This window comes from Nocardia vulneris, from assembly GCF_001613425.1.
Taxonomy (GTDB): domain Bacteria; phylum Actinomycetota; class Actinomycetes; order Mycobacteriales; family Mycobacteriaceae; genus Nocardia; species Nocardia vulneris.
On sequence record NZ_BDCI01000015.1, the window covers coordinates 106849 to 131789 of the forward strand.

Below are 24941 nucleotides of genomic sequence, written 5' to 3' on the forward strand. Positions count from 1 at the left end.
ACCCACAGCGTCCCAGTGGGCCGGCCGCCGGCAGCGAGTGTCACCCGCGGAGCTGCCGGAAGAAATCGCGGATGTCGTCGACGAACAGGTCCGGAACTTCGATCGCGGGGAAGTGGCCGCCTGCTTCGTGCTCTCGGAAGAAAGCGACCTGATCGCCGGGGTCGAGAACTTTGCGGACGAGCGGATCGGTGTAGAACACCGACGCCCCGTGCGGCACAACTGATTGTGCGCCCCAGCCCGCGTTCTCGGCGTGTGCCAGCTCCCAATAGAAGTCGGCTGCCGCCGGTCCGGTGCGGGTGAACCAGTAGAGGCTGGCGGTGATCAGCACATTCTCGCGACTGATGGGCGTGGCCGGATTGGCCCACGCGGCGAGCTTCTCGGCGATCCAGGCCAGTTGCAGGATGGGGGAGTCGGCCAAGCCCGCCGCGAGGGCATTGGGCTGGGTGGACTGCAACACGCGATAGCCTTTGCCCCGCGACCAGCTTCGTTGCGCTGATTCGAGTTCGGTGCGTTCCTGCGGACTCAAGCCGTCCGGTACCGGAAAATCCTCGCCCGCCATACCGAGCTGCAGCCGATCGCCGTGGGTCAGCGCGCCGATCACGCGATCAGGCAGCAGCGCGGCCAGCCGGCCGGTCACACCGGCGCCGAGATCGCCGCCTTCGGCACCGAATCGTTCGTAACCGAGTCGGGTCATCAACTCCCCGAACGCGAGCGCGGTCCGTTCGAGGTGCCAACCGCGCGCGGCGAGCGGGCTGGAGAAGACGAAGCCGGGCAGCGAGGGGATCACGAGGTGGAAGGCGTCGGCCGGGTCGCCGCCGTGGGCGCGCGGGTCGGTCAGCGGTCCGCTGGCCGCGAGGAACTCCACGAACGAAGTGGGGTAACTGTGATTGAGCAGGAGCGGGACCGCGTTCGGCTCCGGTGATCGCAGATGCAGGAAATGGATTGTCTGGCCGTCGATTTCGGTGCGGAACTGGGCGTAGGTGTTCAACTGTGCCTCGTGGGCTCGCCAATCGAACTCCTCCGCCCAGTGGGCGGCCAGTTCGTGCAGGTAGCGCGGAGGGATGCCACGGTCCCACTGCGTATCGGCACCGGGCACGGGGTACGGCGATCGGGTCCGGGCCAGGCGGGCACGCAGATCATCGAGCTCGACCTGCGGAATCTGGATCCGGAAGGGAATGATGTCAGCGTCCATGCTCAGCAACCTAGAGACCGACTAGGCCACAACCTGTCCTAGATCGCCGGGGCTGGCCCGTGTCGCGCGCCACTCCGTCTGCGCTGGTTTTCGTAGTCCGGTCATCGTCCTTCGCTGCGGGGTCGTCGTGGTCCGCTACGGGCGGTGGGAACTAGGGAGACGTGGGTTTGAGGCGTAGGGGTGTGAGGTGGAGTAGGCCGAGGGGGTCGAGGTATGCGCGTTTGCGTCTGCCGGATCCTTCGCTGCGCAGACCCCAGTGGAGGCAGGTTCCGCATCCTTCATGCCCGGGTTCGAGCGTGCCGATCGGTGTGCCGCGGGTGACCCGGCGGCCCACCGGCACCTCGGCGTGGACCGGCTCATAAGTGGTCCGCAGACCGCCGGGGTGGTCGATCGAGACCACGGGTTTGTCGGCGACCGTGCCCGCGAACACCACGATCCCGGCCCCCGCGGCCAGCACCGCTTGTCCCGCCGCGCCCGCGAGGTCGACGCCGCGATGTCCGGGCAGCCAGTCCTGCGCGGGTTTGTCGAACCGCCGGACCACGGCGGGCCGCGGTTGCAGTGGCCAGCCGAATGGCCCGACGGGTTCGGCGACAGCGAGCGATTCGGTACCGGCTACCAGCGCCAGCACCAACCCCACCACCGGCGTGAACCGAAGCGCGCCAGCCCATTTCATCCCGCCGGTCGCCCCGCGCCCACCGTCGGCACCGGCAATGGCGCAGGAGACAGGAGTCCACAGAATTCGGAATCACTCGGCGACATGAAAAACGGTGCAGGACCGACATACTCGCAGTACTCGCGATCAAGCGGAGTGCGCTCGAACGGTTCCGGCCCACCCGCCGCACAATCAGCCGCGGGCGTCGGAATCACCGTGATCGGCCCCAGCGACGCACACCAGGCTGGCACCCCCGCTGGACCCGCAGGCAAGTTCCCGCCGAACCCCTCGTCCACCGCCCGCGGCGCGAGCCGCCGCAACGCACAAGCCGAACCCGAACACGTCCGCCCGACCTCATCGGGCGACCAGGGCAGATCGGCGCGAGCGGTCGTGGCGCTCGTGCTCAGAGGCTCGGCCGTGCCGGGCGGCGCGCTCACCACACCCAGCACGAAGAAAAGGGGGATGACCAGTGTCGTCAGTGTGGAAATCGGATATGGAGGCATACCGAAAAGCCTCATCGCCCGGAGGCGATCCCGGTACCCCCACCACCCCGAATGTGCACAACTTTCCGACTTGTGGACATCGCCCGTTCCACCTCGCGTGCACCCCCGATTCACCCCGTTGACAGGCCGATTTAGCAGCTGGCGGCGGACCCGATAGACTGGTCGAGCGGTCTGTGCCTGCATGGACCGACTTCGCGCGCCACCCCGTGCTTGTTCGCAACGGCGCTGTTCGAACCAGTCACATCCTCGGGTTCGCGGCAGCTCCTGTGCGGAGCAGGGAGTCGTCGGCTGGTCCCCACCCTCGCGGTCGGGTCCGACGATTCGGAGGCGCCAGGGCAACGAATCACCGATTCGCTGCGTCAACCGGCAACGAAAGAGAGATACGAGAGCCATGGCTGTCGTAACAATGAAGCAGCTGCTCGACAGCGGCGCACACTTCGGGCACCAGACTCGGCGCTGGAACCCGAAGATGAAGCGGTTCATCTTCACCGACCGCAACGGCATCTACATCATCGACCTGCAGCAGACGCTGACCTACATCGACAAGGCCTACGAGTTCGTCAAGGAGACCGTCGCCCACGGTGGCACCGTCCTCTTCGTCGGTACCAAGAAGCAGGCCCAGGAGTCGATCGCGGCCGAGGCGACTCGCGTCGGGATGCCCTACGTCAACCAGCGCTGGCTGGGTGGCATGCTCACCAACTTCTCCACCGTGCACAAGCGTCTGCAGCGCCTCAAGGAGCTCGAGGCGATGGAGCAGACCGGTGGTTTCGAGGGTCGCACCAAGAAGGAAATCCTCATGCTCACGCGTGAGATGAACAAGCTGGAGCGCACCCTCGGCGGTATCCGCGACATGGCCAAGGTGCCCTCGGCCATCTGGGTCGTCGACACCAACAAGGAGCACATCGCCGTCGGCGAGGCGCGCAAGCTGAACATCCCGGTCATCGCGATCCTGGACACCAACTGCGACCCCGACCTGGTCGACTACCCGATCCCGGGTAACGACGACGCGATCCGTTCCGCCGCGCTGCTGACCAAGGTCGTCGCCTCCGCGGTGGCCGAGGGCGTGCAGGCGCGGGCCGGCCTGTCCTCCGGTGACGACAAGCCGGAAGCCGGCGCGGGCGAGCCGCTGGCCGAGTGGGAGCAGGAGCTTCTCGCGTCGGCCGCCCCGGCCGCCGAGGCGCCTGCCGAAGCCCCGGCCGAGGCTGCTGCCGTGGAGACCCCGGCTGAGGCCTGAGTCTCGTAACTCGCTGTTCCAGCGGTGATCACCAACGCGTGCGATGGTGATCACCGCTGCCCAGTACTCGAAGAACTTTCTCCGAAGGAGGCTCGCCACCGATGGCGAACTACACCGCTGCCGATGTGAAGCGGCTCCGCGAGCTCACCGGCTCCGGAATGATGGATTGTAAGAACGCGCTGGCCGAGACCGACGGCGACTTCGACAAGGCCGTCGAGATCCTGCGCATCAAGGGCGCGAAGGACGTCGGCAAGCGTGCCGAGCGGACCACCGCCGAAGGCCTGGTCGCCGCCAAGGGTGGCGTGATGGTCGAGCTCAACTCCGAGACCGACTTCGTCGCCAAGAACGCGGAGTTCCAGGAGCTGGCCGACCAGATCGTGACCGCCGCCGCGGCCGCCAAGCCCGCCGACCTGGACGCGCTGAAGGCCCTCGACCTCGGTGGCAAGACCGCCGACGAGGCCGTGCAGGCGCTCGCCGCGAAGATCGGCGAGAAGCTCGAGCTGCGTCGCGTGATCGCGCTCGACGGCCCGGTCGCCACCTACCTGCACAAGCGGGCTTCGGATCTGCCGCCGGCCGTCGGCGTGCTGATCGAGTACCAGGGCGAGGGTGACGCGGCCGCCGAGGCCGCCCGTGCCGCCGCCATGCAGGTCGCCGCGCTCAAGGCGAAGTACGTGACCCGCGACGAGGTTCCGGCCGATGTCGTGGAGAACGAGCGTCGCATCGCCGAGCAGACCGCGCGCGAGGAGGGCAAGCCCGAGGCCGCCCTCCCGAAGATCACCGAAGGCCGCGTCAACGGCTTCTTCAAGGACGTCGTGCTGCTGGAGCAGTCGTCGGTCACCGATTCGAAGAAGACCGTCAAGGCCCTGCTGGACGAGGCCGGTGTCACCGTGACCCGCTTCGCCCGCTTCGAGGTCGGCTCCAACTGATCGTGCCCCGCACGGTCAGCCCGACCTGGTCTGACAACCGCCCTATGGCTATATCGAGCAGACCCCTCGTCGACCGTTTCGCCGGTTGACGGGGGGTCTTCTCATGCCGCCGAACCCACATGAGGCAGGATAGGAGCCGCTCCGTGTTGAGGAGCCTTTCCGAGCTGCCGAATTCTTTGACGCACTTGCCTGCCGAGAACAACGTTGACCGCCGAAGGAGAAGAACACCCATGACGGACCCGGGGAACGACCGCCCAGGATATCGCCGGGTACTTCTCAAATTGGGTGGCGAGATGTTCGGCGGCGGCAGGGTGGGGCTCGACCCGGACGTCGTGGAGGCGGTCGCCGAGCAGATCGCCGAGGTCGTCGCGACCGGCGTGCAGGTGGCCGTGGTGATCGGCGGTGGCAACTTCTTCCGCGGCGCCGAGCTCGAGGAGCGCGGCATGGAGCGGGCCCGCTCGGACTACATGGGCATGCTCGGTACCGTGATGAACAGCCTTGCGCTGCAAGACTTTCTGCAAAAGCAGGGGATCGAGACCCGGGTGCAGACCGCGATCACCATGGGTCAGGTCGCCGAGCCGTACCTCCCGTTGCGCGCCAAGCGGCACCTGGAGAAGGGGCGCGTCGTGATCTTCGGTGCGGGCATGGGCATGCCGTACTTCTCCACCGACACGACCGCCGCGCAGCGTGCACTGGAGATCGGCGCCGAGGTGGTGCTGATGGCGAAGGCGGTCGACGGAGTGTTCACCGCCGACCCGAAGGTGGACGAGAACGCCACCATGTTCTCCGAGATCACCCACAAAGAGGTCATCGAACAAGGTCTCAAGGTGGCCGACGCGACGGCCTTCAGTCTCTGTATGGACAACCAGATGCCGATGCTGGTGTTCAATTTGTTGACCAAGGGCAATATCGCCCGAGCGGTCGCCGGTGAGAAGATCGGCACATTGGTTCGGTCCTGACCCCGCGACCCGCGGACGATGACGATGACGACGCTGTGGAGCCGGTGTCTAAGGAAGGACAAGGTCGTGATTGAAGAAGCGCTCTTCGACGCCGAGGAGAAGATGGAAAAGGCTGTCACGGTGGCGAAGGACGATCTCGGATCCATTCGCACCGGGCGGGCCAACCCGGGCATGTTCTCCCGGATCGTGGTCGACTACTACGGTTCGCCGACGCCCATCACTCAGATATCCAGCATCACCGTGCCCGAGCCGCGCATGGTTGTGATCAAGCCCTACGAGCAGGCTCAGCTCGGTGCGATCGAAACCGCCATCCGCAACTCGGATCTCGGCGTGAACCCCACGAACAACGGTGACATCATTCGGATTTCGGTGCCGCAGCTGACCGAGGAGCGCCGCCGCGAACTGGCCAAGCAGGCCAAGGGCAAGGGCGAGGACGCAAAGGTGTCAATCCGCAATGTCCGCCGCAAAGCCATGGACGAACTGTCGCGCATCCAGAAGGATGGCGAGGCGGGGGAGGACGAGGTCGGGCGCGCCGAGAAGGACCTCGACAAGACCACCGCCAAGTATGTCGGCCAGATCGACGAACTGGTCAAGCACAAGGAAGCGGAACTGCTCGAGGTCTGACGCCACGGCGTGCGCCCCGGGGCAGTCGCCGCGGGTTCGAACGCAGCCGAAGGCCCGCTCGGGCGGAGGACGAACGGAACGACGAGTTGAGCGACGGGACAATCGTGGCCGAGAACGCCGCCGCGACCGGTGCGGCAGAGGAGCCGATGCCGGTGGACGGTACAGCTGAAGCGAGGCAGGAGCACGTGCGCGATGCGGGAGCATCTGGTCACGAGGCTCTAGCCGACGCGGCGGTCGGCGCGGCGGTCCCGGGGTCCGAATGGTCTGCGGCCGGGGGTGAAGCCGCCGTGGTCGCCGCCGATGAGCACGACCCCGAGGCGCACGGCCCGCAGGCCGTGGTCGCCGGCGCTCCGGCGTCCGGTTCGCGGGCGGGCCGGAACCTGCCCGCGGCACTCGCGGTCGGTCTCGGGCTCGGCCTCTCGCTCATTGCGATCCTGCTGTTCGTGCCGAAGGTGTTCATCGGTGTCGTCGGCGTCGCGGTCGGCGTCGCCACCTGGGAGGTCGCCAAACGACTGCGCGAGGCCGACGTGCTGGTCCCGCGCATCCCGCTCATCGTGGGCGGACAGGCGGTGTTCTGGCTGGGCTGGCCGTACGGGGCCAGCGGTGTCGCCGGTGCGTTCGCGGCGACCACACTGACCTGCATGGTGTGGCGGCTGTTCGATCACGGCCTGCAGACCGCGCCGCGAAACTTCCTGCGCGACACCGCCATCACGATCTTCACGCTGGCCTGGATCCCGCTGCTCGCCTCCTTCGCCACCCTGCTGCTGCTCGAAGACGACGGCAACCTGCGGGTGCTGACCTTCATGATCCTGGTCGTCTGCTCCGACGTCGGCGGCTACGTCGCGGGCGTCCTGTTCGGCAGGCATCCGATGGTGCCGTCGATCAGCCCGAAGAAGTCCTGGGAAGGTTTCGGCGGATCGCTCGTCTTCAGCGTCATCGGCGGCCTGCTCACCGTCACCCTGCTGCTCGACGCCAACTCGATGATCGGCGTCGTGCTCGGTGTCGGCCTCGTGCTCGTCGCCACCTGCGGTGACCTGATCGAATCCCAGATCAAACGCGAACTCGGCATCAAGGACATGGGCACCCTGCTCCCCGGGCACGGCGGCATCATGGACCGCCTCGACTCGATGCTCCCCTCCGCCTTCGTCTCCTGGTTGGTCCTGAGCACCCTGCTCTGAACGGGCGTTGGGGGCCCTGAGCTGCATGTATAAATTTTCTCCCGGGCACCCGCGAAAATTTATATACTCGGCTCATGTCGGAGAAACGTTTGGCGCACGCGGAGGTCGCGGTGCTGGCCTACCTCCTCGGCAACCCGGCGCCGCAGCGTCAGATCCATATCGCCGCGGCCACGGGAGTCACCCAGGCGCGTATCTCGCAGATTCTGACCGCGGCCGACGCGAACGGCTGGACCGAACGATCCGCTGACGGCTGGCAGGTGCGGCGGCCTCGCGAATTGTTCGATCGACTGGTTGCGGCCCGTGCGCCGAGACAGGAAGCTGTCGAAGCCTGGTACAGCCTCGACAGCGCGCAAAGGCAAATCGAGCTGGTGCTGGAACAGGCTTCGGCGCAGCGAGTCTCGGTTCGGGTCTGCGGTGATTGGGCAGCCGACCTCGTCGCGCCGTGGCGGATCCCCGACATCGTGCTGATTCATGCCGATAGCCGCCTCGACCTGGAAAGTGCCGGATTCGTCCGGGTGGAAACCGATCCGTCCGATGCGACCCTGGTGGTCAGTGTCGGTGCGATTTCGCCGGGCTGGCATCTGGATTCGAGGCTTGCGGCCGCAATGGGCGGGCCGCGGGATCTGGCATGGCCGCTCGCGCCGGTCATCGAGGTGGCCAGGCACATCCTGACCGTCGGCGGTCCCGACGCCGTCGATGCGGTCGCCGAACTGGAACAGCGATTTCTCAGCGCGCGCGCCGACCTCGAGGTCGAGTCGTGCACGAGCTGACCGTCGTCAGCGGATCTCGCGCGGAAGACGGTGCGTACCTGGCGCTGGCCGATGCCGCCGCGGTGGCGTTGGGATCCTGGGCGGTGATCGGCGGGCACATGGTCAATCTGCATGTCCTGCGCACAGGCGTGTCGGTGCCGTTGCGGGCGACCAGGGACGCCGACCTCGCGGTCGAATTGGTCAGCATTCGCGGCGGTGCGCTCCTGGACCGCCTGCGTCGGCTGGGATACGACAATCCTCGTTCCGGCAACAGATTCGAGCGATCGGTCGGCGGGACGTTCGCGACCATCGACCTGCTCGCTCCCTCGTTCACCAATCGGCACGTCCCCGACCTCGACGCGGGTCCCATTGCGGTGGACGGGATCCCGGCGGTCCACGTCGCCTTGGCGCAGGAGCCGATCTGGATCGCGCTCGCGGCTACCCTGACCGACGGTAGCCGCCTCTCGGCGCGGGTCGCGATCCCCGACGTGGCAACCGCGCTCTGTATCAAGGTGCTCAGCTATCTGCAGCGGCGAGTACCGCGCGATGCCGAAGACATCGGCCGACTACTCGAGTGTGGTTACGCCGACGGCGGTCGGTGGCCCGAAGGGGCCACGTTCACCGAAGCGCTCGGCTTGTTGCAGGAGTACTTCGACCGGCCCGGGCAGGCCTTGCGGAAGTGGAGCGGGAACCCTGCTCGAATCCGTGCACTGGTGCGGGCGTTGTCGCGGTGACCTACTTCTTGGCTGCGCGGCGCAATTGGAGGATGCGGACTCCGCCGACGAGGGCCATGACGAGTGCGCCGCCGATCACTGACAGCAGGACCGCGACACCGAGCGGCAGCGAGAAGTGCCAGAAGAACAGGCCCACGTTCACCTGGTCGAGGTTCTGCAGAATGAAGACCAGCAGGACGATCAGGATCAGTGCGCCCGCGATCAAGGCCACCCAGGTGTTGCCCGTGCGGGACGACAGCGACTGGCGATGCTTGGTCGGAACCGTGGTCGTCGGCCCGGTTGTCGCAGGTGGGGCGACCGGGTCGGGGGTGGGGGCGGTGCGCTCGTCCGTCAGATCGGGATCGGGCTCCGGCAGGTGGTCAGGATTGGTCGACATGGGTCGATCATTACCCACTGCTATTACAACCACACGTATTTCCTGGCAACGAACTGGGCATGTCGTCCGGCTGGAGCGGGCGAGTGTGCGGCGCATTCGCCCAGATGGGAGAATGGGGGAACTATGACCGTCTCCCTGCCCCTCGTTTTCGATGCCCCGCGCCGTGGCATGCCGCCGCGGCACCTCGCCGACCTCGACGCCGAGGGCAGGCGGGCGGCCGTCGAGGAGCTGGGACTCCCGAAGTTCCGCGCCGACCAGATCGCCCGCCAGTACTACGGCCGGCTGCAAGCCGACCCGGAACAGATGACCGACCTGCCCGCGCAGGTGCGCGAGAAGATCGGCGCGGCACTGTTCCCGCCGCTGATGTCGGTCGTCAAACACGTCGCCTGCGATGCGGGCGAAACCCGAAAGACGTTGTGGCGCGCGGGCGATGGCACGCTGCTCGAAAGCGTCCTCATGCGCTACCCCGACCGGGCGACGCTGTGCATCTCCAGCCAAGCCGGCTGCGGTATGGCGTGCCCGTTCTGCGCGACCGGCCAGGGCGGGCTGAACCGCAACCTGTCCACCGCCGAAATCGTCGACCAGGTCCGCGCCGCGGCCGCCGCCATGCGCGACGGCGAGGTCACCGGCGGCCCCGGCCGACTCTCCAACATCGTCTTCATGGGCATGGGTGAGCCCCTGGCCAACTACAAACGCGTCGTCGCCGCGGTCCGCCGGATCACCTCGCCGTCCCCGGACGGTTTCGGTATCTCGCAGCGCAACGTCGTCGTCTCCACGGTCGGCTTGGCCCCTGCCATCCGCAAACTTGCCGACGAAGATCTCTCCGTCACCCTCGCCGTCTCCCTGCACACTCCCGACGACGAACTCCGCGACACCCTCGTCCCGGTCAACAACCGCTGGCCCGTCGCCGAAGTCCTCGACGCCGCCCGCTACTACGCCGACAAGTCCGGTCGCCGCGTCTCCATCGAATACGCGCTGATCCGCGACATCAACGACCAAGGGTGGCGGGCCGATATGCTCGGCCAGAAGTTGCACAAGGCGTTGGGTTCTCGCGTGCATGTCAATGTGATCCCGTTGAACCCGACTCCGGGCAGCAAGTGGGATGCTTCGCCGAAACCTGTTGAGCGCGAGTTCGTTCGGCGCGTCAACGAGCAGGGTGTGCCGTGCACCGTCCGCGACACCCGCGGTCAGGAGATCGCCGCTGCCTGTGGCCAACTCGCCGCGGAGAACTGAGCTCCCGCACCCAAACCCGGCAGGCGTCCAACGAGCAGCCATGCAAGGCGCGTAGTGGCCGAAGTAAATCTCCGGCGTCGGCGCTTGCTCCGGAGTGTCCACCATTTGAGTGCGCAGCGGCTCGAGTGGTTGTTCCGCGAGCACGCCCGCAGCGCTTTCGTTTTATTCGAAAGCGGGGCATGATGGTTGCCATGGAGGTGCGATGACCGAGACGTTGAATGAGCGCACACTGCTGCCTGAGCACTTGGACCAGCTTGCCGAGGTGCGGAGGTTCATGGACTCTGCGGTCGCGTCGACCGGCGCGACCGTGCTGAGGTCGGCCGAGGGTGCGGTGGTGACGTTGCCTGCTGAGGTGTTCGAGGGGCTGCGTTTGGTCGCGCTGGCGCTCTCCGAAGGCAAGGCGGTCACGGTCGCGCCGTTGCACACCACGTTGACAACGCAGGAGGCTGCCGAGTTGCTCGGGATGAGCAGGCCCACGTTGGTGAAGCTGTTGGATGCGGGGGAGATTCCCTTCACGCGGCCGGGACGACATCGGCGCGTGTGTTTGACCGATGTCCTGGCATTTCGGGAGTACCGACGCGCCGAACGCGCCGCGGGATTGTCCGAGTTGACGCGGATCTCCGAGGACTTGGGGCTTTACGACGACGAGCCACCCGAGCCGTTGCGGCGGCACGACTGATGCAACGGGTATTCCTCGATACCTGCGTCTTGTACCCGGCCCACCTGCGCGACACCATTCTCCGCCTGGCGGAGGCCGACTTGGTCCAACCGCTGTGGTCGGCGGAAGTGCTGGCGGAGCTGCGGCGGAACCTCTGTCTGCGGCATGCGGGCGACGAATCGGCGTCGAAGGTCGATCGGCTGATCAGCACGTTGAACGGCTTCTTCGCCGATGCCCTGGCCGAGGGATATGAGGAGTTGGTCGACAGGATGGAGAACCATCCCAAGGATCGTCACGTGCTCGCGGCGGCATTACAGGGCAACGCCGATGTGTTGCTGACGTTCAACCTCAAGGATTTCGCAGTAAGGCCTATCGGCGAAGGCTTCCCGGAATTGTGTCACCCGGACGCTTTTCTGCTGGACGTGTGGGATTTGGCTCCCGGTCAGGTACTCAGACATTTGTACAATCAGGTCGCCGAACACAAGCGGCCACCGAGGCGAATCCAGGGGCTCCTTGACGTGCTGGAGCGATCCGGGGTGCCAGGTTTTGTCGCCGAGGTACGCAGGCGTCTCGACTGAATTGTGGCGCGTACCGGTCGCTGGAGTCGCCGCCGAATGGAAGGCGGGCTCGCGACCCAGGCAGGGTGCTCGAAGATATATTCGAGTGGCTCTGGGCTGTGTTTGCCTCACAACATATGTCCGGGAGAACATGGCATTGCGAGCGCGCGGGGACATTATTGCAGTCGATGCCGCAGATCCGATCGATGTGACCATCAGTTGGAATCAGCTCGACCTCGGGTTGGACTGATCGGCCCCTGCGCCGTTCATGGTTGCGGGTGCATACCCCGTCGACTCACATCGCACCGAGGGTGCCGGCGAGGAGGACGCCGCCGATGATGATGGCGGGGACGCCGAAGGCGATGGTGCCGACTATGGCGCCGAGGGCGGCGCCGGGGATGGCGGTGACGATGCAGCCGCCGAGGAAGCCGGGGATGGTGAGGACGCCGAAGGTGGGGAGGGTGGCGGCGCCGCCGACGAGCAGCCCGCCGAGGAGGCAGCCGAGGGACGCGCCGACGAGGGTGCCGATGATGGTGCCCAGGGCGGTGCCGATGCCGACGACGGTGGAGAAGGTCGACAGGGCGGCGCCGAACGCGGGGGAGGTCGGGTCCAGGGCGACGTCGTGTAACTGGTCGGTGGTGCCGGGGGCGGGTGTCGCGGTCGCGGGGTCGACGCTCGGGGTCAGGGTCGCGGTGTTGCCGTCGATGACGGCAGCGATCGGGTAGCGCTGGTTGTCCCGGTAGTAGCCGAGCGGGAACGCGGCCATCAGGTTACCGTCGTTGTCCCGGATCTCGAGGCGGTCGTCGGCGGTGTCGAGGGAGCCGGAGTCTGTGGTGAGGGTCATCGAGCTGCCGACGGCCTGCGCGGTGTACCGGAGGCCCGCGGGTTCCGGGTCGGCCTGCGCCGACGTGACCGAGCCGGCCACGATGGCAGCCGTACATGCCACCACGGCAACGAGTTTCGTCGATCGGTTCATGCGCACTCATCCTCGGTTTCGGCCTGTCGGCACGGCGGTACCGCGCATCGGTTCGGGATTGCGGACTTGTCCCGCGACGGCGTGGGCGTCGCGCAGCCCCGCTGACGATAGCGATTCCGCATGAATTTATGACTTCAACGGTAGTCGGCGAGTCGTCATAAGCAAGACTTGCTGAGTGTTAACCGCAGCACATTATTGGACCATCGTCCAGTTTGCTGAAGTTAAGCCTCGACCTGCGGAGTCGCCCGATGCTCGAACAGTCGCCAGGCGGGCAGGCGAGACCCGTTCCGCTGCGCACCGGGTTCGGTCAGCAGCGCCGCACGCCGCTGTTGGAGCCGGAGATGGCGGGCGAACTCGTGCGCCGAAGCGACGCCGGTATCGAGGACGACCGCGGTTTCCGTCCCGGTGTCGGTCGTGACCAGTGCGTCCACGATGTACCCGGACCGGCGCACCGCCAAGTCGACCTGGCACCAGTCCTGTTTCAACCGTTGATGGAGCAGGTCACGCAACGCGGCACCGTGCTGCCACAGCACTTCGCCACGCGCAGCGGCGATTTCATCGTGTAGCCGACGGCCGAGACCGCCCCGGCGCACCCAGAAATCGCTACTGCCGACGATGAACAGGTGCGCCCGCGCCCGCGTGATCGCGACATTCCACAGGTTCGCTTGCGCATCCAGGAAAGCCAGTGCGCCGGAACCGATCCCGTCGGCAGCCACCAGGCTGAAGATGATCGCGTCACATTCGCCGCCCTGGAAGGTGTGTGCGGTGCCGACGCGAACGGATTCCACCCCGCGTAGTTTGCGGCGGATCAGCGCGGCCTGTCGGGTGAACGGGGTGACCACGCCGATGGTCGCGCCCGCCGGCAGGGCGTTGCGCAGGAAGTGCACACCGCGCAGTGCCCGCTCCGCCTCTGCCTCGTTGACCCAAGAATTCGCGTCGCGGCGGGCCCGCCCCGGTTCGTCGATCCATTGCACGGCAGGCTGATTCGTGCGCTGATGCTTGGCGACATCGGTCAGGATCGTGAGCGGTTTGCCGCGCGGCGTGTAGAAGATCCGGTCGGCCAGTCCGGCGATATCCGGGTGGCAACGGTAGTGCTCGTTCAGCAGCAGACTGCCGGACCGTGCGTGTTCGAACGCGTGAAATGCCGAGTCTCGGCGGTAATTCAGGTGTGTGTCGATGAGCCGGTCCCCGTCGAGCCCGTGCTCGTCGCGCATCCTGGCCTCGGTGGCCGGGGCCAGCTTGGCCACGTGTGGAAGTTGCAGCGGATCCCCGATGATCAAGGCACGTTCGGCCCGGAAGAGCACGGGCAGGACGGCGGCGATCGAACACTGGCTCGATTCGTCGACGATGACCAGGTCGAACAGGCCCGGCGCCGGCCGGAACAGCCGCGCGGAAAGGCAGGTGACGGCCCAGGCGGGCGCGGCCGCGATGGCGTCGCTTCGGCGCTTCCATTCGGTGCGGTAGTCACCGTCTTCGGCGAGCTGTTGCAGTGCGGCGCGCCCACCGGCCCGCAGGTCGTCGAGGGTCGCCGACACCAGGTCGCGGCTGGCGGCGCTCAGTGCTGCTTCGGTGCGCGTCCAACGCTGTGCCAGTTCGGAGTCGGGTGTCTGCGCGTTCGGGAACTCCTCGCGCCAACGAAGTTCTGCGACCACGTAGGCATGAAGATGCCCGCACAGCTGCGCGGCTTGTTCTTTTGTCGCCGTGATTCCCCAGCGGGACAAGAAGTTACGGCGTCGCCAGGTGGCGAAGAATCGGGCCTTTTCCAGTTTGGTGGCTTGGTTGCGAATGCGGATGAGAGCGGTGTCGTCCAGTTCGGTGGGGAACTCCGCAGCCGCGGCGATGGCGGCCCGCGCCCCGGCACGAGCCGCGCCGGCGGCGAACAGTTCGCGTTCGGCTCTCGCGTGGTCGGTGAACAGCTGCCGGACGTCTGCGTGCTCGCGGCAGACGTGCGCGTGCTCGGCCTGGTAGGTCGTGCGCGACATGGATGTCTGTCGATCGGCAGTGGCGGCGGCCAGCAGCGACTGTTTTTCCGCCGCACGGTAATTGAGGCGTTCGCCAGTGCCCGCGCTACCCGTGCGGATCATCAGTCCGGGGATCGCCGCCTCGCAGCGCTGCCACACCTCGTCCACGGCCGTGTTGTTCGTCGACGCGACCAAGACGCGTTGTCCGTGCGCCACCGCGGTAGCCACGATATTGACGATCAGCGCGCTCTTACCGGTACCGGGCGGCCCGGTGGCGACGGTGAGGCGCTGCGTCATGGCCGCGGCGAGAATGTCGGATTGTGCGTCGTTCATCGGCCCGAGGAGGACCGGAGCGGGTGGTTGTCCGGCCACCACCTCGGCGGCTCGACGCGGGTCGAGCAGGGTGCCCAGTGCCGTCCCACCGATCGCCGCGGGATTCCGGCTGATGTCGTTCAGATCGTCGAGCAGTTTGCGGATGGCCTTGTCGGTCGGAACCGTCAGCAGCACACCGATATTGCGCGCACCGCTGCGCGGCGTGGCTACCTCCAGCGACTCCTGGAGCCGGTCCGGATCGATGTCTTCGACCCAGGGCAGTTCGAACTCCTCCCGCAGCAGGTTGCGGATCTCGCGGGTCATCAGCGAGCGATCGGCGGGACCCCACTCCGGCTGGTACGTGCTGATCAAGGCTTCGGCCGCGTCTTTGTCCAGCAGTTGCGCCGCCAAAGCCGGGTTCACGCGCGGTTCGCCGTAGGGGCGTAGGCGCGGTGTCTCCGAGTCGGCGTCGATGACCTCGATATCCCGGATGAGCAGGGGCGCGCAGGTCGGTTCACGCAGTTGCGTTCGCTCGGCATCGGCGAAGAGCACGACAACGGGATAGCCGTATACCAGCTCTACAGCTTTGCCCGCGGCTTCCGTCAGCTGCGAAATCAACTGCGGGGGAGCGGGAAGTGCGCCGTCGCCGTCCACGCCGTTGCCGCTGAGAAACCGCTCCGGGCCGCCGAGGAACACCGCGGCGGTGCTTCTCGCGGCGAAGGACAACCGCGCGGCGTCGGCGTTCTCGGCTTGCAGGCAGTCGCGGTAGTAGCTGATCAGCCGCTCCCATTCCGACCGATGGGACACGACCCGTGGTTGAGCGAGGTGGGTGCCGATGCGGTCGCGGGACCGCGCCACCGACCGGATCAGCGGCGCGGAGGCGAGGTAGATCGCCCCGGCCACCCCGACCGCCGACATCACCGGCGTTTGGCGCCGGCCGGACTCGCGGGCGGTCAGCGCGCGGTGCACATGGTGATAGAGCTCGTCGACCGCGACTCGCCCGTCGCGATCCTGGTCGCCCGCGCCGGAACGGAGCGCATCGATCAGCTCACCGGTGAAGATCGACGGATCGCCGGGATTCTCGCCAGGAAAGGACGCTTCGGCGGATTGCGACGACGCCAAGACGTAGACGCCGCGGGTGGCCAGCGGCGCCGCGCCCTGGGCGGTCGCGGCCTTCGTGGTCGCGAAGCCGGTGGTGAATCCGCCGCTGTTGCAGCAATCGATGACGAGCACGCGCTGCCGGGCGTGACAGTCGTCCAGCAGATCGTTGAGAAAGCCGGCCGACACCGCCGACTCGAATTCGTTGTGCCGGGTATCGCGGGCGATGAAATGGAACTCGGCGGTCTTCGGCTCCCGGCACCCGTGCCCGCTGATGTACACCATGGTCAGTTCGTCCTTGGTGCTGCGTTCGAGGAAGTCACGCAGACCCTGCCGCAGGGCCGACACCTCCGGGTCGAACAGCGTCGTGACCTCGTCGAACGAGCCGATCTTCGGATCGACGAGTACCTCACGAAAATTCTCTACGTCGGTCCGGGTGCAGGGGAGCGCCGCAAAATGGGAATCGGCGTAGCTGCCGATCCCCACCAGCAGGGCCCGCCGGACAGCGGGCCGGGTCATCCCCTGGGTCGGCGAAGCAGTTCGAGCAGCAGCGTCAGCTGCGCGTCGGTCGGTTCGCCGCTGATCTCCATGACTTCGTCACCGACCGTCACGCGGACCCGGCCCTGACGCTCTTTGAGACATAGAGACTTGATCTTTTCGGCGACCAAGGGCGCCGCCAGCGGCCACGGGTACTCCAGCGTGATGCGAAGAACCTCGTCGAGCACCCCCTTGGCGCCGGATGCCGGCTCCGGTGCGAAGTACGAGAAGTCGACGGTCAGGTCGTCGATCTCACTCAGCGATTTGCCGAAAGCCCTTGTGGCGTCTTCCGCGTCGATGGCGTCGTCACCGTGTACTTCGACGAATGCCGTCTGCGTTCCATGCCCCATCGCAGTCCCTCCCTGAGCATTGCGTGCGTTACGGATAAAGCTCGATGCCCGAACAGCCTATGCCGTCCGGACACTACACAGCAGCCGAACCGACGGGCAACCAACCTGAAACCTGTTGCATGGGAGCCTTTTCGGTGGTGCGGAGCCGAAGTGCGCAGGTCGGCGTTCGTGCCCGGATTCGTGAGCATCGGCTCACAGGAGCCGGCGATTTCGCTACCCTCACAGGACCAACTCGTGCGGAGGGGTCCCTTGAGCGATGTCGGATCGTTGTGGAAGGCATTGGACGAGCAGTTGCTGCCGTTGCTCGGCGGGTATCGGAAGAATCTCGGATCGTTGCACGTAGATCGGAAGGCCGACGACACGTTGCTGTCGGAGGCGGATCTCGCGACGCAGACGGCGATCATCGAGACGATTCAACGGCACTATCCGGGGTCTCGGTTCGTCGCGGAGGAAGACGAGGCCGAGCTGCCGAGTTCGGGCGAGCCGACCTGGATCATCGATCCGATCGACGGCACCAGCGAGTTCGTCTCGCCGGACGGGCGTGAATTCTGCAGTGTCGTGTGCCTTCTCGACGCGGGCGTGCCTGCGGCCGCCTATGTGTTTGCGCCCGAATTGGGTGCCGGTCGGACGCCGATCGCGATCCACTGGTCCGGGGAGGTCCTCGTGAACGGGCAGCCGGCCCCGCAGTTGACGGCGGCGGCGAAACCGCGACGCGCGTCCGTCACACGCAGCAAGGGTTCGGCGCCCCGGAAGTTCGAAGCCGCGCTCGCGGATATCGGGTGCGCGATGAAGCTCCGTACCACCTCTCAGACGCTGGACATGGTTCGCACCTGCCTCGATCTGTCCGCGTGGACGCAGGCGCCGGACCAGCAATTCGACCTGTTCTACCGGCCGAACCAGAAGGTCTGGGATGGGGCGGCGGGGATCGGGCTGGCCACGGCCATGGGCCGGACGGCGACCGGCGGCGACGGGCAGAGTCAACTACCACTGCAGCCGCAGTTTCTCGCGCAGCGCGAACCGGTGTTCGCCGAAACCATTGCGGGCGAACCGGATTCGGTCCGGTGGTTCATCCAGGTACTGGCGGAGTCGCGGGGCGGTTGATGTCGAATCGTGTCATGGTGGACGTCACGACGTTCATCAGCGCGGAAGAATTCATTCTTTCGCAGAATTCCCGGCAACCGGCAAGGCCGCGCGATCCTTTTGCGCAGCAGTGTTATGCGGAACTCGTACAGTCCCTGATCTACTTCGACGAGGTGCTGGTGCCGCACCCGACAAAATTGAATCCGGTGGCCGCCGACTACGGCACGTATCCGCGAATCCTGCGTCATCTGTTCGACCTTCGAATCGCGGTGCCGATGGCGATCGGCCCGCAGGATCGGCCCGCGCTCGACGCCGCCGAAGCCGCGGCGATGGAGACGCTGAAGACGACCGGTGTCGAGACCATGCTGCGGTTCATCGACAAGACCCGCAGAGCGGATCGAGAGGTGCAGGAGCGCGGCGGCGGTCAGCGCATGCTGGCGAACATCGCGGCGTGGGCGGACTACCAGTGGGAAAACGTCCGGATCGACGACCATCACCGTGCTCGGATCGGCGGCGTGGACGGTGTGGAACTCGACGCGTTCGGTCAATGGGCGCGGGCCTCGTCGTTCGCGATGGAGGGACAGTTCCGCAACCTGATCGCGGATACGCACCAGCAACTGTGGCTGATTGCCACACTGGTGCGTTCGCTGCGTTACTCGGCGCGGGCGAAGGTGAATGGTGTTGCGTATACGCCGCATCCGCTGCGGCGTGATTTCTCGGTCATGTTCGATCTGTTCGACGACGGCGTTCCGGAGAATACGATCGAGGAGGTTATTTCCGCGGTTCGCGGGATTCCCAGCGATATCCGCAAGGTCGCCGGACCGCGGGAGGGGCGACGACTGCAATTGCTCGAATATCAGCTGCCACTGCTAGGTGGGCGGTTGTGGTCGTTGCAGGATCGCGGGCGGTCGAGTCCGGACCGCTGGCTGGCGATGGTGTGCGGTCGAATCGATGAATATCGTTCTCGTGCAGTCGATTTCCGTAGGGCACTGTCTCGTTGTGATACCGAGGAGGAAGCGCGGCGGCTGGAGCTCGACGTGGAAGGGGTGCGGGATCAGTTGCTACGGCACCTCGGACTGGATTCCGCCGAGCGGAACGCGACCGAGGAAGGGTTGATCGAAACGGTCGCTTCGGTGGCGGAGTGGGGGACCGGGGTGCCGGTGACGCGGCCGTTGCGGCTGGCGATGGTGCCGTTTCGGCGGCATGCGGGCAATCTCGAGGGGTTGCATCAGAAGTTCTTGTATCGCGAGTTCGTTCGGGAGATGCGGGCGGGCTAGTGGACTGGCTGGTTGTTGTCAGGAAGAGGGGTCCCCATGGCGGCGGCGGGCTGTGTAAGCTGCACTCGTGCAAAGGCTTCTGCTGACCAGTGACCGGGTCGTCGACCTGGTTCGGGTCGCGGCCTGTGCGTGTCGTCGGTGACGTAACCCGACCTTGCACGCCACACCTCTGCCAGGAGCGCACTGTGACCACGTCACTTCCGGTGAAATTGAAGCACGCCAAAGACCTGCACCCTGATCTCGATCTGCCGCTGCTCGACGATCTCGTCCGAGCGGATCGCACCCTGTGGACCCCCGATGAACTGCACGAACTCACCAGCGTGGTGACGCGCGAGCTGACCGTGCCGTTGCTCGACATGGTGCGTTTCGATCCGGCGCAACGCTGGTGGGTGCGGTTGGCGCTGACGATGGGCGTCGAGTTGTGGCTGCTGTCCTGGATGCCGGGGCAGGGGACGGAGCCGCACGATCACGGCGGCGCTTCGGGTTCGTTCACGGTCCTGCACGGCGAATTGGACGAGGAATTCGCATTTCCGAACAGTCCGGTTCGTGCCGCGCAGCGCCGCGCCGGAAGCACGGTCGCGTTCGGTCCGGAGCGCGCGCACCGGCTGCGCAACACCGGCGCGCACGACGCCGCGACGGTGCACGCGTACTCACCCCCGCTGCGGCCGATGCGCGAATACCGCACTCTCGCAGATGTTTCCGGCGCATGAGCGCCGAGGAGTTGCTCGCGCGGGCGCGGGCGAACCTGGTGCGTGTCAGTCCCGAACAGGCTGAATCGTTGCGCCGCACGGGAGCGCTGCTGGTCGACATCCGGCCTTACGCGAACCGGTCGGCAGAGGGGGAGATCCCGGGCGCGGTCGTGGTCGAACGCATCGTCCTGGAATGGCGCCTCGACCCGCACGGCGACCATCGGCTCCCCGACCTCACCCCGGATACGCCGGTGGTGATCTTCTGCAACGAGGGCTACGCCTCCAGCTTCGCCGCCCGCGACGCCCGCGAACTGGGCATACGCGACGCCACCGACCTGGTGGGTGGCTTCCGAGCCTGGAAAGCCGCCGGACTACCGGTAGTGGCGGGCGGCTCCCCGGCCGTGCCGTAGCGGCGCGCGGAAAGTCAGAAGCGGTTCTTGGCGGGGCGGTTGGTGGCGGCGCGGCGCTCGGCTTCCTTGGTGGCGATGCGCTCGTTTTCTTTGCGGACCTCGGCGTAGGTTTCGCGTTCGCGGGTCAGCCATTCCGGCGGATCGGCGAGGAGGGCGGCGATCTCGTCGGCGGTGAGGGCGTCGGCGACGCCGGCGCGGGAGAGGCCGGAGTTGGAGATGCCGAGTTTGCGGGCCGTGATGTCGCGCGGGAAGGGGCCGGTGCGGCGGAGTTCGGTGAGCCACTCCGGGGGATCGGTGCGCAAGGCCTCGAGATCGGCGCGGGACAGGGGAGTGGTTCGGAAGGATTCGGGAGCCGCCGGAAGGTAGATGCCCAGCTTGTTGGCTGCGGTCAGGGGCTTCATCTGCTGCGGGTCCAGGCTCACGACTGCGCCTCGCTGACGCTCGGCTCCGTCGTAAGCCCGAGGGCGCCGTGCCTTCGATTCACTCGCTGTCGCTCGCTCACCGCATCAGCCTATCCGGTACGGATACGCTTCCCTGCATGAGCCGGTTCGAGTCGATCGATGTCGCGCGTCTGCGGTGGTTTGTCGCGGTTGCCGAGGAATTGCATTTCGCGCGGGCGGCGAAGGGGCTGAACATTTCGCGGCAGCGGTTGAGCCAGACGGTGATCGATCTGGAAGCGGAACTCGGCACGAAACTGTTCGTGCCGGGTGCGCAACCGACGCAGCTGACGGCGGACGGGGCGGAACTGCTGGAGGCGGCGCGGGAGTTGATCGCGCGGGCGGCGGCGGAGGCGGCGGCCGAGACTCCGGCGGCGGCGCCCGCGTTGCGGGTGGGGTTCGTGCCCGGCGTCACGGTGTCGAAGTGGACGCGCATCTGGGGTGAGCGGTTTCCCGGTATCCCGCTCGAGGTGGTGGCGCTGCCGATGGCGGAGCAGGAGTCGGCATTGCGCGACGAGCGGGTGGATCTGTGCTTCGTCCGGCTGCCGATCGATCGGGACGGGATGAGCGCGATTCCGCTCTATCGTGAGGTGCCGGTCGTCGTGGTGCCGAAGGATCACCCGATTTCGGCGTTCGACCAGGTCGGGATGGCGGACCTGTCCGGCGAGTGGATGCAGGACGCCACCGATATCGACGCGGCGGCGGATGCCATCGAACTGGTGGCCGCGGGCGTCGGGGTGACCGTGGTACCGCATTCGATCGCGCGGCTGCACGCCCGCAAGGATGTCGTCTACCGCACCGTCATGGATCGCGCGGACACCGAGATCGCGTTGGCTTGGCCCGCCGCGCGCACCACGGACCTGGTCGAGGAGTTCGTCGGCGTCGTGCGGGGCCGCTCCGAACGCAGCTCCCGCTCACCGGCCACGCGCGCGAAAAGCCCTGCGCCGCAAAAGAAGACACCGGCCAAGCGGCCGACTGCCGGGAAAACTCAGCCCAAGAAGAAGCCGGCGAAGCGCCGCGGACGCTGAGCGAGCGGGGGCTATATCGACGTGTCCCACTCGCCACTTCACGCGTTGCCGCCGGAGCACGCTCGGTGACCGGGTCGAGATCGGTCACCCCGCGCGTTCGCAGAGGCCATGATGGACCTTGCCCGCAACCGCGGCGATAACCGAAGTCAGTGTGAGGTGGTGCCGGGACGGTGGCGTCGTCGAGCAGGCGTCGTCCGCGGCACCCACGCCCGCGCGGGACGATTCCCTACCGCGGCTTGCGCTTGAGGATCGAGTCGCGGATCAGGATGGCGACGATGGCGGCGGCGAAGCCGATCAGGAAGATGTCCTCGACATGTCCCTTGTGGTTGCCGATCACCATCGCGATGAGGATGAGCGCGGTGATCCAGCCCGCGACGCGGAAGGTCTTGGGCGATTCGCCGCTCCAACCCCAAGCGGCGGAGGGAACCTCGGCGGTGTCCACGTGAGTGACGGTGCCGCGCTCGGTGCTGGCGGGTTCGAGTTCCGTGGCGGCCACGATCGCTCCTTAGCTGGTTCGGGTACCGCGGGTTCCGGTACGACCTCGAAGGGACTGCTGCTCGATATCGTGACATACGACGGGGCGTCGTTGACAGTCGGGCCACGCCCGTCGGGCGAACTTTTCTGTGCGCCACAATGAACGGGTGTCCGACATCGTGAAAGTCCTGCTCCTCGGCAGCACCGGATCCATTGGTACCCAAGCGCTCGAGGTGATCGCCGCCAATCCCGACCGGTTCGAGGTGGTCGGCCTGGCCGCGCGCGGCGGTAATACAGCGCTGCTGGCGCAGCAGATGGCGGCCACCGGGACGCGCAATGTCGCGGTCGCCGACCCGGCCGCCGCCGCGCAACTGGATCTGGAACTCGCCGGTCCCGCGGCGGTGACCGAACTGGTCCGCCGCACCGAGGCCGACGTCGTGCTCAACGCGTTGGTCGGGTCGCTCGGGCTGGAACCGACCCTGGCCACCTTGCACTCGGGTACCAGGTTGGCGCTGGCCAACAAAGAATCGTTGGTCGCGGGTGGTTCACTCGTCACCCGTGCGGCCGCACCCGGTCAGATCGTGCCGGTCGATTCGGAACATTCCGCGCTGGCCCAGTGCCTGCGCGGCGGGCGGGCCGACGAGGTGGACCGTCTCGTGCTCACCGCATCGGGCGGTCCGTTCCGCGGCTGGACCACCGAGATGCTGGAATCGGTGAATCCGGCTGAGGCCAAGACGCATCCGACGTGGTCGATGGGCCCGATGAATACGCTCAATTCGGCCTCGCTGGTGAACAAGGGCCTCGAATTGATCGAGACGCACCTGCTGTTCGGCATTCCGTACGACCGCATCGACGTCACCGTGCACCCGCAGTCGATCGTGCACTCGATGGTCACCTTCACCGACGGTTCCACGCTGGCGCAGGCCAGCCCGCCGGATATGAAACTGCCGATCGCGCTGGCCCTCGGCTGGCCGGACCGGGTGCCCGGCGCGGCCGCCTCCTGTGATTGGGGCACCGCCGCCACCTGGACCTTCGAGCCGGTCGACAGCACGGTCTTCCCGGCCATCGAGCTGGCGCGACGGGCCGGCGAGGCCGGCGGCAGTGTCACCGCCGTGTACAACGCCGCCAACGAGGTCGCGGTGCAGGCGTTTCTCGACGGCAAGATCCGCTTCCCCGAGATCGTGCGCACCGTCGCGGCGGCGGTCGAGGCCGCCGACCAATGGCGGCCCGAACCCACGTCGCTCGCCGAGGTCCTGGCCGCCGACACATGGGCCCGCGATTTCACCCGCGGCCGGGTCGATCCCGCGTAGGCGGGCCGGTCGTGCGGTCCGGCGCGGACCTGCGTTCCGAGGGTTTCCGACTCGCGAGGTGAGCCTCGGCTGGCAGACTGAGCACCCGGGGCTGATGGGTGTCCGGTTACTGTGGTCGTGGGCTCGCGGCCGTGACGGACTCGCGCACCCGGGTTTGTGGGCGGCCGGACCGGGCGGCCGCATGTCATCAGGCGAGCTGCGCACAGCAGGAGGGCTGTAAATCACATGGTGTTCGCGTTGGGTTTCGTGCTGTTCGCTCTAGGCATCACGATTTCGATTGCGCTGCACGAATGCGGGCACATGTGGACCGCGCAAGCCACCGGTATGAAGGTGCGGCGGTACTTCATCGGATTCGGGCCGAAGATCTTCTCGTTCCGGCGGGGTGAGACCGAGTACGGGCTCAAAGCGCTCCCGCTCGGCGGCTTCTGCGATATCGCGGGCATGACCGCGCTGGACGAGTTGCAGCCCGAAGAAGTCGAACGCGCGATGTACCGCCAGGCCACCTGGAAGCGGATGGTGGTGATGTCGGGCGGTATCGCGATGAACTTCCTGCTCGGCTACATCCTGGTGGTGTTCCTCGCCGTCGGTTGGGGCCTGCCCCGGTTCGATCAGCCGCCCGCCACCGCGCTCGGGGTGATGGACTGTGTGGCGCAACAGAATCCGGACGGCAGCATGCAACCGTGCACCGGTACCGGCCCGGCGCAGCGCGCGGGACTGCAGCGCGGTGACGTGGTGACCGCGGTCAACGGGGTGAACGTGAAGACCTGGAAGGAATTCCAGTCCGAGACCCAGAAGCAGAACGGCCCGTTCACCTACACCGTCGATCGCAAGGGGCAGAGCCTCACCATCCCGGTGACCCCGGAGCGGGTCGTGCGCTACCCCGAGGGCGGTGGTGCGGGGCGTGAGGTCAGCGCCGTCGGCGTCGGCATGGACTTCTACGGGCCGGTCCAGTACAACGTCCTGGCCGCGATCCCCGCGGCCGGCGCGTTCACCGGCGACATGTTCGTGCGCACTTTCCAGTCGCTGGCTCAGTTGCCGCAGAAGGTGACCGCGCTGTGGAGCGCGGTGACCGGCGGTGAGCGCGACGCGGAGACCCCGGTCAGCGTGTACGGCGCCAGCAAGATCGGCGGCGAGACCGCCGAACGCGGCCTGTGGAACGTCTTCATCCTGGTGCTGGCCAGCCTGAACTTCTTCCTCGGCGCGTTCAACATCCTGCCGTTGCTGCCGCTCGACGGCGGCCACATGGCGGTGGTCCTCTACGAGAAGGTCCGCAACACCATCCGCGGCTGGAAGGGACTCGCGCCCGGCGGGCCGGTGGACTATCTGAAGTTGTTGCCGGTCACCTACGTCGCGGTGGTGATCGGCGGCGCGTACATGGTGCTCACCCTGGTGGCCGACATCGTGAATCCGATCAAACTGTTCTGAGT

At 66.9% G+C, this 24941-nt stretch carries 25 protein-coding genes; 17 read left to right on the top strand and 8 right to left on the bottom strand.

The window, feature by feature from the left end; genetic code table 11:
• Positions 1-40 precede the first annotated feature (40 nt).
• Entirely contained in the window at positions 41-1192 is a 1152-nt protein-coding gene (locus NVU01S_RS16815) for an epoxide hydrolase family protein (RefSeq protein WP_175068899.1), read from the bottom strand.
• Positions 1193-1343: 151 nt separating this feature from the next.
• Complete coding sequence (locus tag NVU01S_RS16820; protein WP_052280372.1) at positions 1344-1865, bottom strand: M23 family metallopeptidase; 522 nt, start codon at positions 1863-1865, stop codon at positions 1344-1346.
• A gap of 873 nt (positions 1866-2738) precedes the next feature.
• On the opposite strand from NVU01S_RS16820, the gene rpsB reads away from it, so the two are divergent.
• The 7 genes from rpsB to NVU01S_RS16855 all read left to right on the top strand — a co-directional run bounded on the left by rpsB (position 2739) and on the right by NVU01S_RS16855 (position 8751).
• On the top strand, positions 2739-3581 hold the full coding sequence (gene rpsB, locus NVU01S_RS16825) for a 30S ribosomal protein S2 (protein ID WP_029893085.1): 843 nt from the start codon (positions 2739-2741) through the stop codon (positions 3579-3581).
• Between the two features lie 101 nt (positions 3582-3682).
• Positions 3683-4507, top strand: a complete 825-nt coding sequence (tsf, locus tag NVU01S_RS16830; RefSeq protein ID WP_042255397.1) for a translation elongation factor Ts — start codon at positions 3683-3685, stop codon at positions 4505-4507.
• A gap of 230 nt (positions 4508-4737) precedes the next feature.
• Positions 4738-5466 (top strand): UMP kinase, encoded by a 729-nt coding sequence (gene pyrH / locus NVU01S_RS16835; RefSeq protein WP_014987009.1) that lies wholly within the window; start codon positions 4738-4740, stop codon positions 5464-5466.
• A 66-nt stretch (positions 5467-5532) separates the two neighbouring features.
• Positions 5533-6090, top strand: a complete 558-nt coding sequence (frr, locus tag NVU01S_RS16840; RefSeq protein WP_042255428.1) for a ribosome recycling factor — start codon at positions 5533-5535, stop codon at positions 6088-6090.
• Positions 6091-6176: 86 nt separating this feature from the next.
• A complete protein-coding gene (locus NVU01S_RS16845) occupies positions 6177-7268 on the top strand; it encodes a phosphatidate cytidylyltransferase (RefSeq protein ID WP_244467171.1) in 1092 nt (363 codons plus the stop codon).
• A 74-nt stretch (positions 7269-7342) separates the two neighbouring features.
• Entirely contained in the window at positions 7343-8038 is a 696-nt protein-coding gene (locus NVU01S_RS16850) for a MarR family transcriptional regulator (RefSeq protein WP_043667263.1), read from the top strand.
• The gene (locus NVU01S_RS16855; RefSeq protein WP_043667261.1) at positions 8026-8751 is read left to right on the top strand and encodes a hypothetical protein; all 726 of its coding nucleotides are present in this window, start codon (positions 8026-8028) and stop codon (positions 8749-8751) included. The genes NVU01S_RS16850 and NVU01S_RS16855 overlap by 13 nt, the downstream gene beginning before the upstream one ends.
• A 1-nt stretch (position 8752) precedes the next feature.
• Here the strand turns inward: NVU01S_RS16855 and NVU01S_RS16860 are convergent, their stop codons facing one another.
• Positions 8753-9127 (bottom strand): LapA family protein, encoded by a 375-nt coding sequence (locus tag NVU01S_RS16860; RefSeq protein WP_014987004.1) that lies wholly within the window; start codon positions 9125-9127, stop codon positions 8753-8755.
• Positions 9128-9250: 123 nt separating this feature from the next.
• Here NVU01S_RS16860 and rlmN point away from each other — a divergent pair, with 123 nt between their 5' ends.
• The 3 genes from rlmN to NVU01S_RS16875 all read left to right on the top strand — a co-directional run bounded on the left by rlmN (position 9251) and on the right by NVU01S_RS16875 (position 11596).
• Positions 9251-10360 (top strand): dual-specificity RNA methyltransferase RlmN, encoded by a 1110-nt coding sequence (gene rlmN, locus NVU01S_RS16865; protein ID WP_043667259.1) that lies wholly within the window; start codon positions 9251-9253, stop codon positions 10358-10360.
• Positions 10361-10562: 202 nt separating this feature from the next.
• Positions 10563-11039, top strand: a complete 477-nt coding sequence (locus NVU01S_RS16870; protein ID WP_043667256.1) for an excisionase family DNA-binding protein — start codon at positions 10563-10565, stop codon at positions 11037-11039.
• Positions 11039-11596 (top strand): PIN domain-containing protein, encoded by a 558-nt coding sequence (locus NVU01S_RS16875; protein WP_043667254.1) that lies wholly within the window; start codon positions 11039-11041, stop codon positions 11594-11596. The genes NVU01S_RS16870 and NVU01S_RS16875 overlap by 1 nt, the downstream gene beginning before the upstream one ends.
• Before the next feature lie 274 nt (positions 11597-11870).
• Here the strand turns inward: NVU01S_RS16875 and NVU01S_RS16880 are convergent, their stop codons facing one another.
• The 3 genes from NVU01S_RS16880 to NVU01S_RS16890 all read right to left on the bottom strand — a co-directional run bounded on the left by NVU01S_RS16880 (position 11871) and on the right by NVU01S_RS16890 (position 16809).
• Positions 11871-12551 (bottom strand): DUF8020 domain-containing protein, encoded by a 681-nt coding sequence (locus NVU01S_RS16880; RefSeq protein ID WP_043667252.1) that lies wholly within the window; start codon positions 12549-12551, stop codon positions 11871-11873.
• Positions 12552-12772: 221 nt separating this feature from the next.
• Positions 12773-16441 (bottom strand): caspase, EACC1-associated type, encoded by a 3669-nt coding sequence (locus tag NVU01S_RS16885; protein ID WP_043667250.1) that lies wholly within the window; start codon positions 16439-16441, stop codon positions 12773-12775.
• Complete coding sequence (locus NVU01S_RS16890; RefSeq protein ID WP_043667247.1) at positions 16438-16809, bottom strand: hypothetical protein; 372 nt, start codon at positions 16807-16809, stop codon at positions 16438-16440. Before NVU01S_RS16890 ends, NVU01S_RS16885 begins: the two co-directional genes overlap by 4 nt.
• Positions 16810-17058: 249 nt before the next feature.
• Between NVU01S_RS16890 and NVU01S_RS16895 the strand changes: the two genes are divergently transcribed.
• The 4 genes from NVU01S_RS16895 to NVU01S_RS16910 all read left to right on the top strand — a co-directional run bounded on the left by NVU01S_RS16895 (position 17059) and on the right by NVU01S_RS16910 (position 20265).
• Entirely contained in the window at positions 17059-17910 is an 852-nt protein-coding gene (locus NVU01S_RS16895) for an inositol monophosphatase family protein (protein ID WP_043667386.1), read from the top strand.
• 14 nt (positions 17911-17924) lie between these two features.
• Positions 17925-19166 (top strand): hypothetical protein, encoded by a 1242-nt coding sequence (locus NVU01S_RS16900; RefSeq protein ID WP_244896313.1) that lies wholly within the window; start codon positions 17925-17927, stop codon positions 19164-19166.
• A gap of 185 nt (positions 19167-19351) precedes the next feature.
• Complete coding sequence (locus NVU01S_RS16905; RefSeq protein WP_043667243.1) at positions 19352-19876, top strand: cysteine dioxygenase; 525 nt, start codon at positions 19352-19354, stop codon at positions 19874-19876.
• Positions 19873-20265 (top strand): rhodanese-like domain-containing protein, encoded by a 393-nt coding sequence (locus tag NVU01S_RS16910; RefSeq protein ID WP_043667241.1) that lies wholly within the window; start codon positions 19873-19875, stop codon positions 20263-20265. The genes NVU01S_RS16905 and NVU01S_RS16910 overlap by 4 nt, the downstream gene beginning before the upstream one ends.
• A 14-nt stretch (positions 20266-20279) precedes the next feature.
• Here the strand turns inward: NVU01S_RS16910 and NVU01S_RS16915 are convergent, their stop codons facing one another.
• On the bottom strand, positions 20280-20666 hold the full coding sequence (locus NVU01S_RS16915; RefSeq protein ID WP_041564607.1) for a DUF5997 family protein: 387 nt from the start codon (positions 20664-20666) through the stop codon (positions 20280-20282).
• Positions 20667-20803: 137 nt separating this feature from the next.
• Here NVU01S_RS16915 and NVU01S_RS16920 point away from each other — a divergent pair, with 137 nt between their 5' ends.
• Positions 20804-21730, top strand: a complete 927-nt coding sequence (locus NVU01S_RS16920) for a LysR family transcriptional regulator (protein WP_043667239.1) — start codon at positions 20804-20806, stop codon at positions 21728-21730.
• Between the two features lie 226 nt (positions 21731-21956).
• On the opposite strand, the gene NVU01S_RS16925 is transcribed toward NVU01S_RS16920, so the two are convergent.
• Positions 21957-22226 (bottom strand): DUF2631 domain-containing protein, encoded by a 270-nt coding sequence (locus tag NVU01S_RS16925; protein WP_043667237.1) that lies wholly within the window; start codon positions 22224-22226, stop codon positions 21957-21959.
• Between the two features lie 145 nt (positions 22227-22371).
• Here NVU01S_RS16925 and dxr point away from each other — a divergent pair, with 145 nt between their 5' ends.
• Positions 22372-23514 (top strand): 1-deoxy-D-xylulose-5-phosphate reductoisomerase, encoded by a 1143-nt coding sequence (dxr, locus tag NVU01S_RS16930; protein WP_043667383.1) that lies wholly within the window; start codon positions 22372-22374, stop codon positions 23512-23514.
• Positions 23515-23739: 225 nt separating this feature from the next.
• Entirely contained in the window at positions 23740-24939 is a 1200-nt protein-coding gene (locus NVU01S_RS16935; protein ID WP_043667235.1) for a M50 family metallopeptidase, read from the top strand.
• Positions 24940-24941 lie beyond the last annotated feature (2 nt).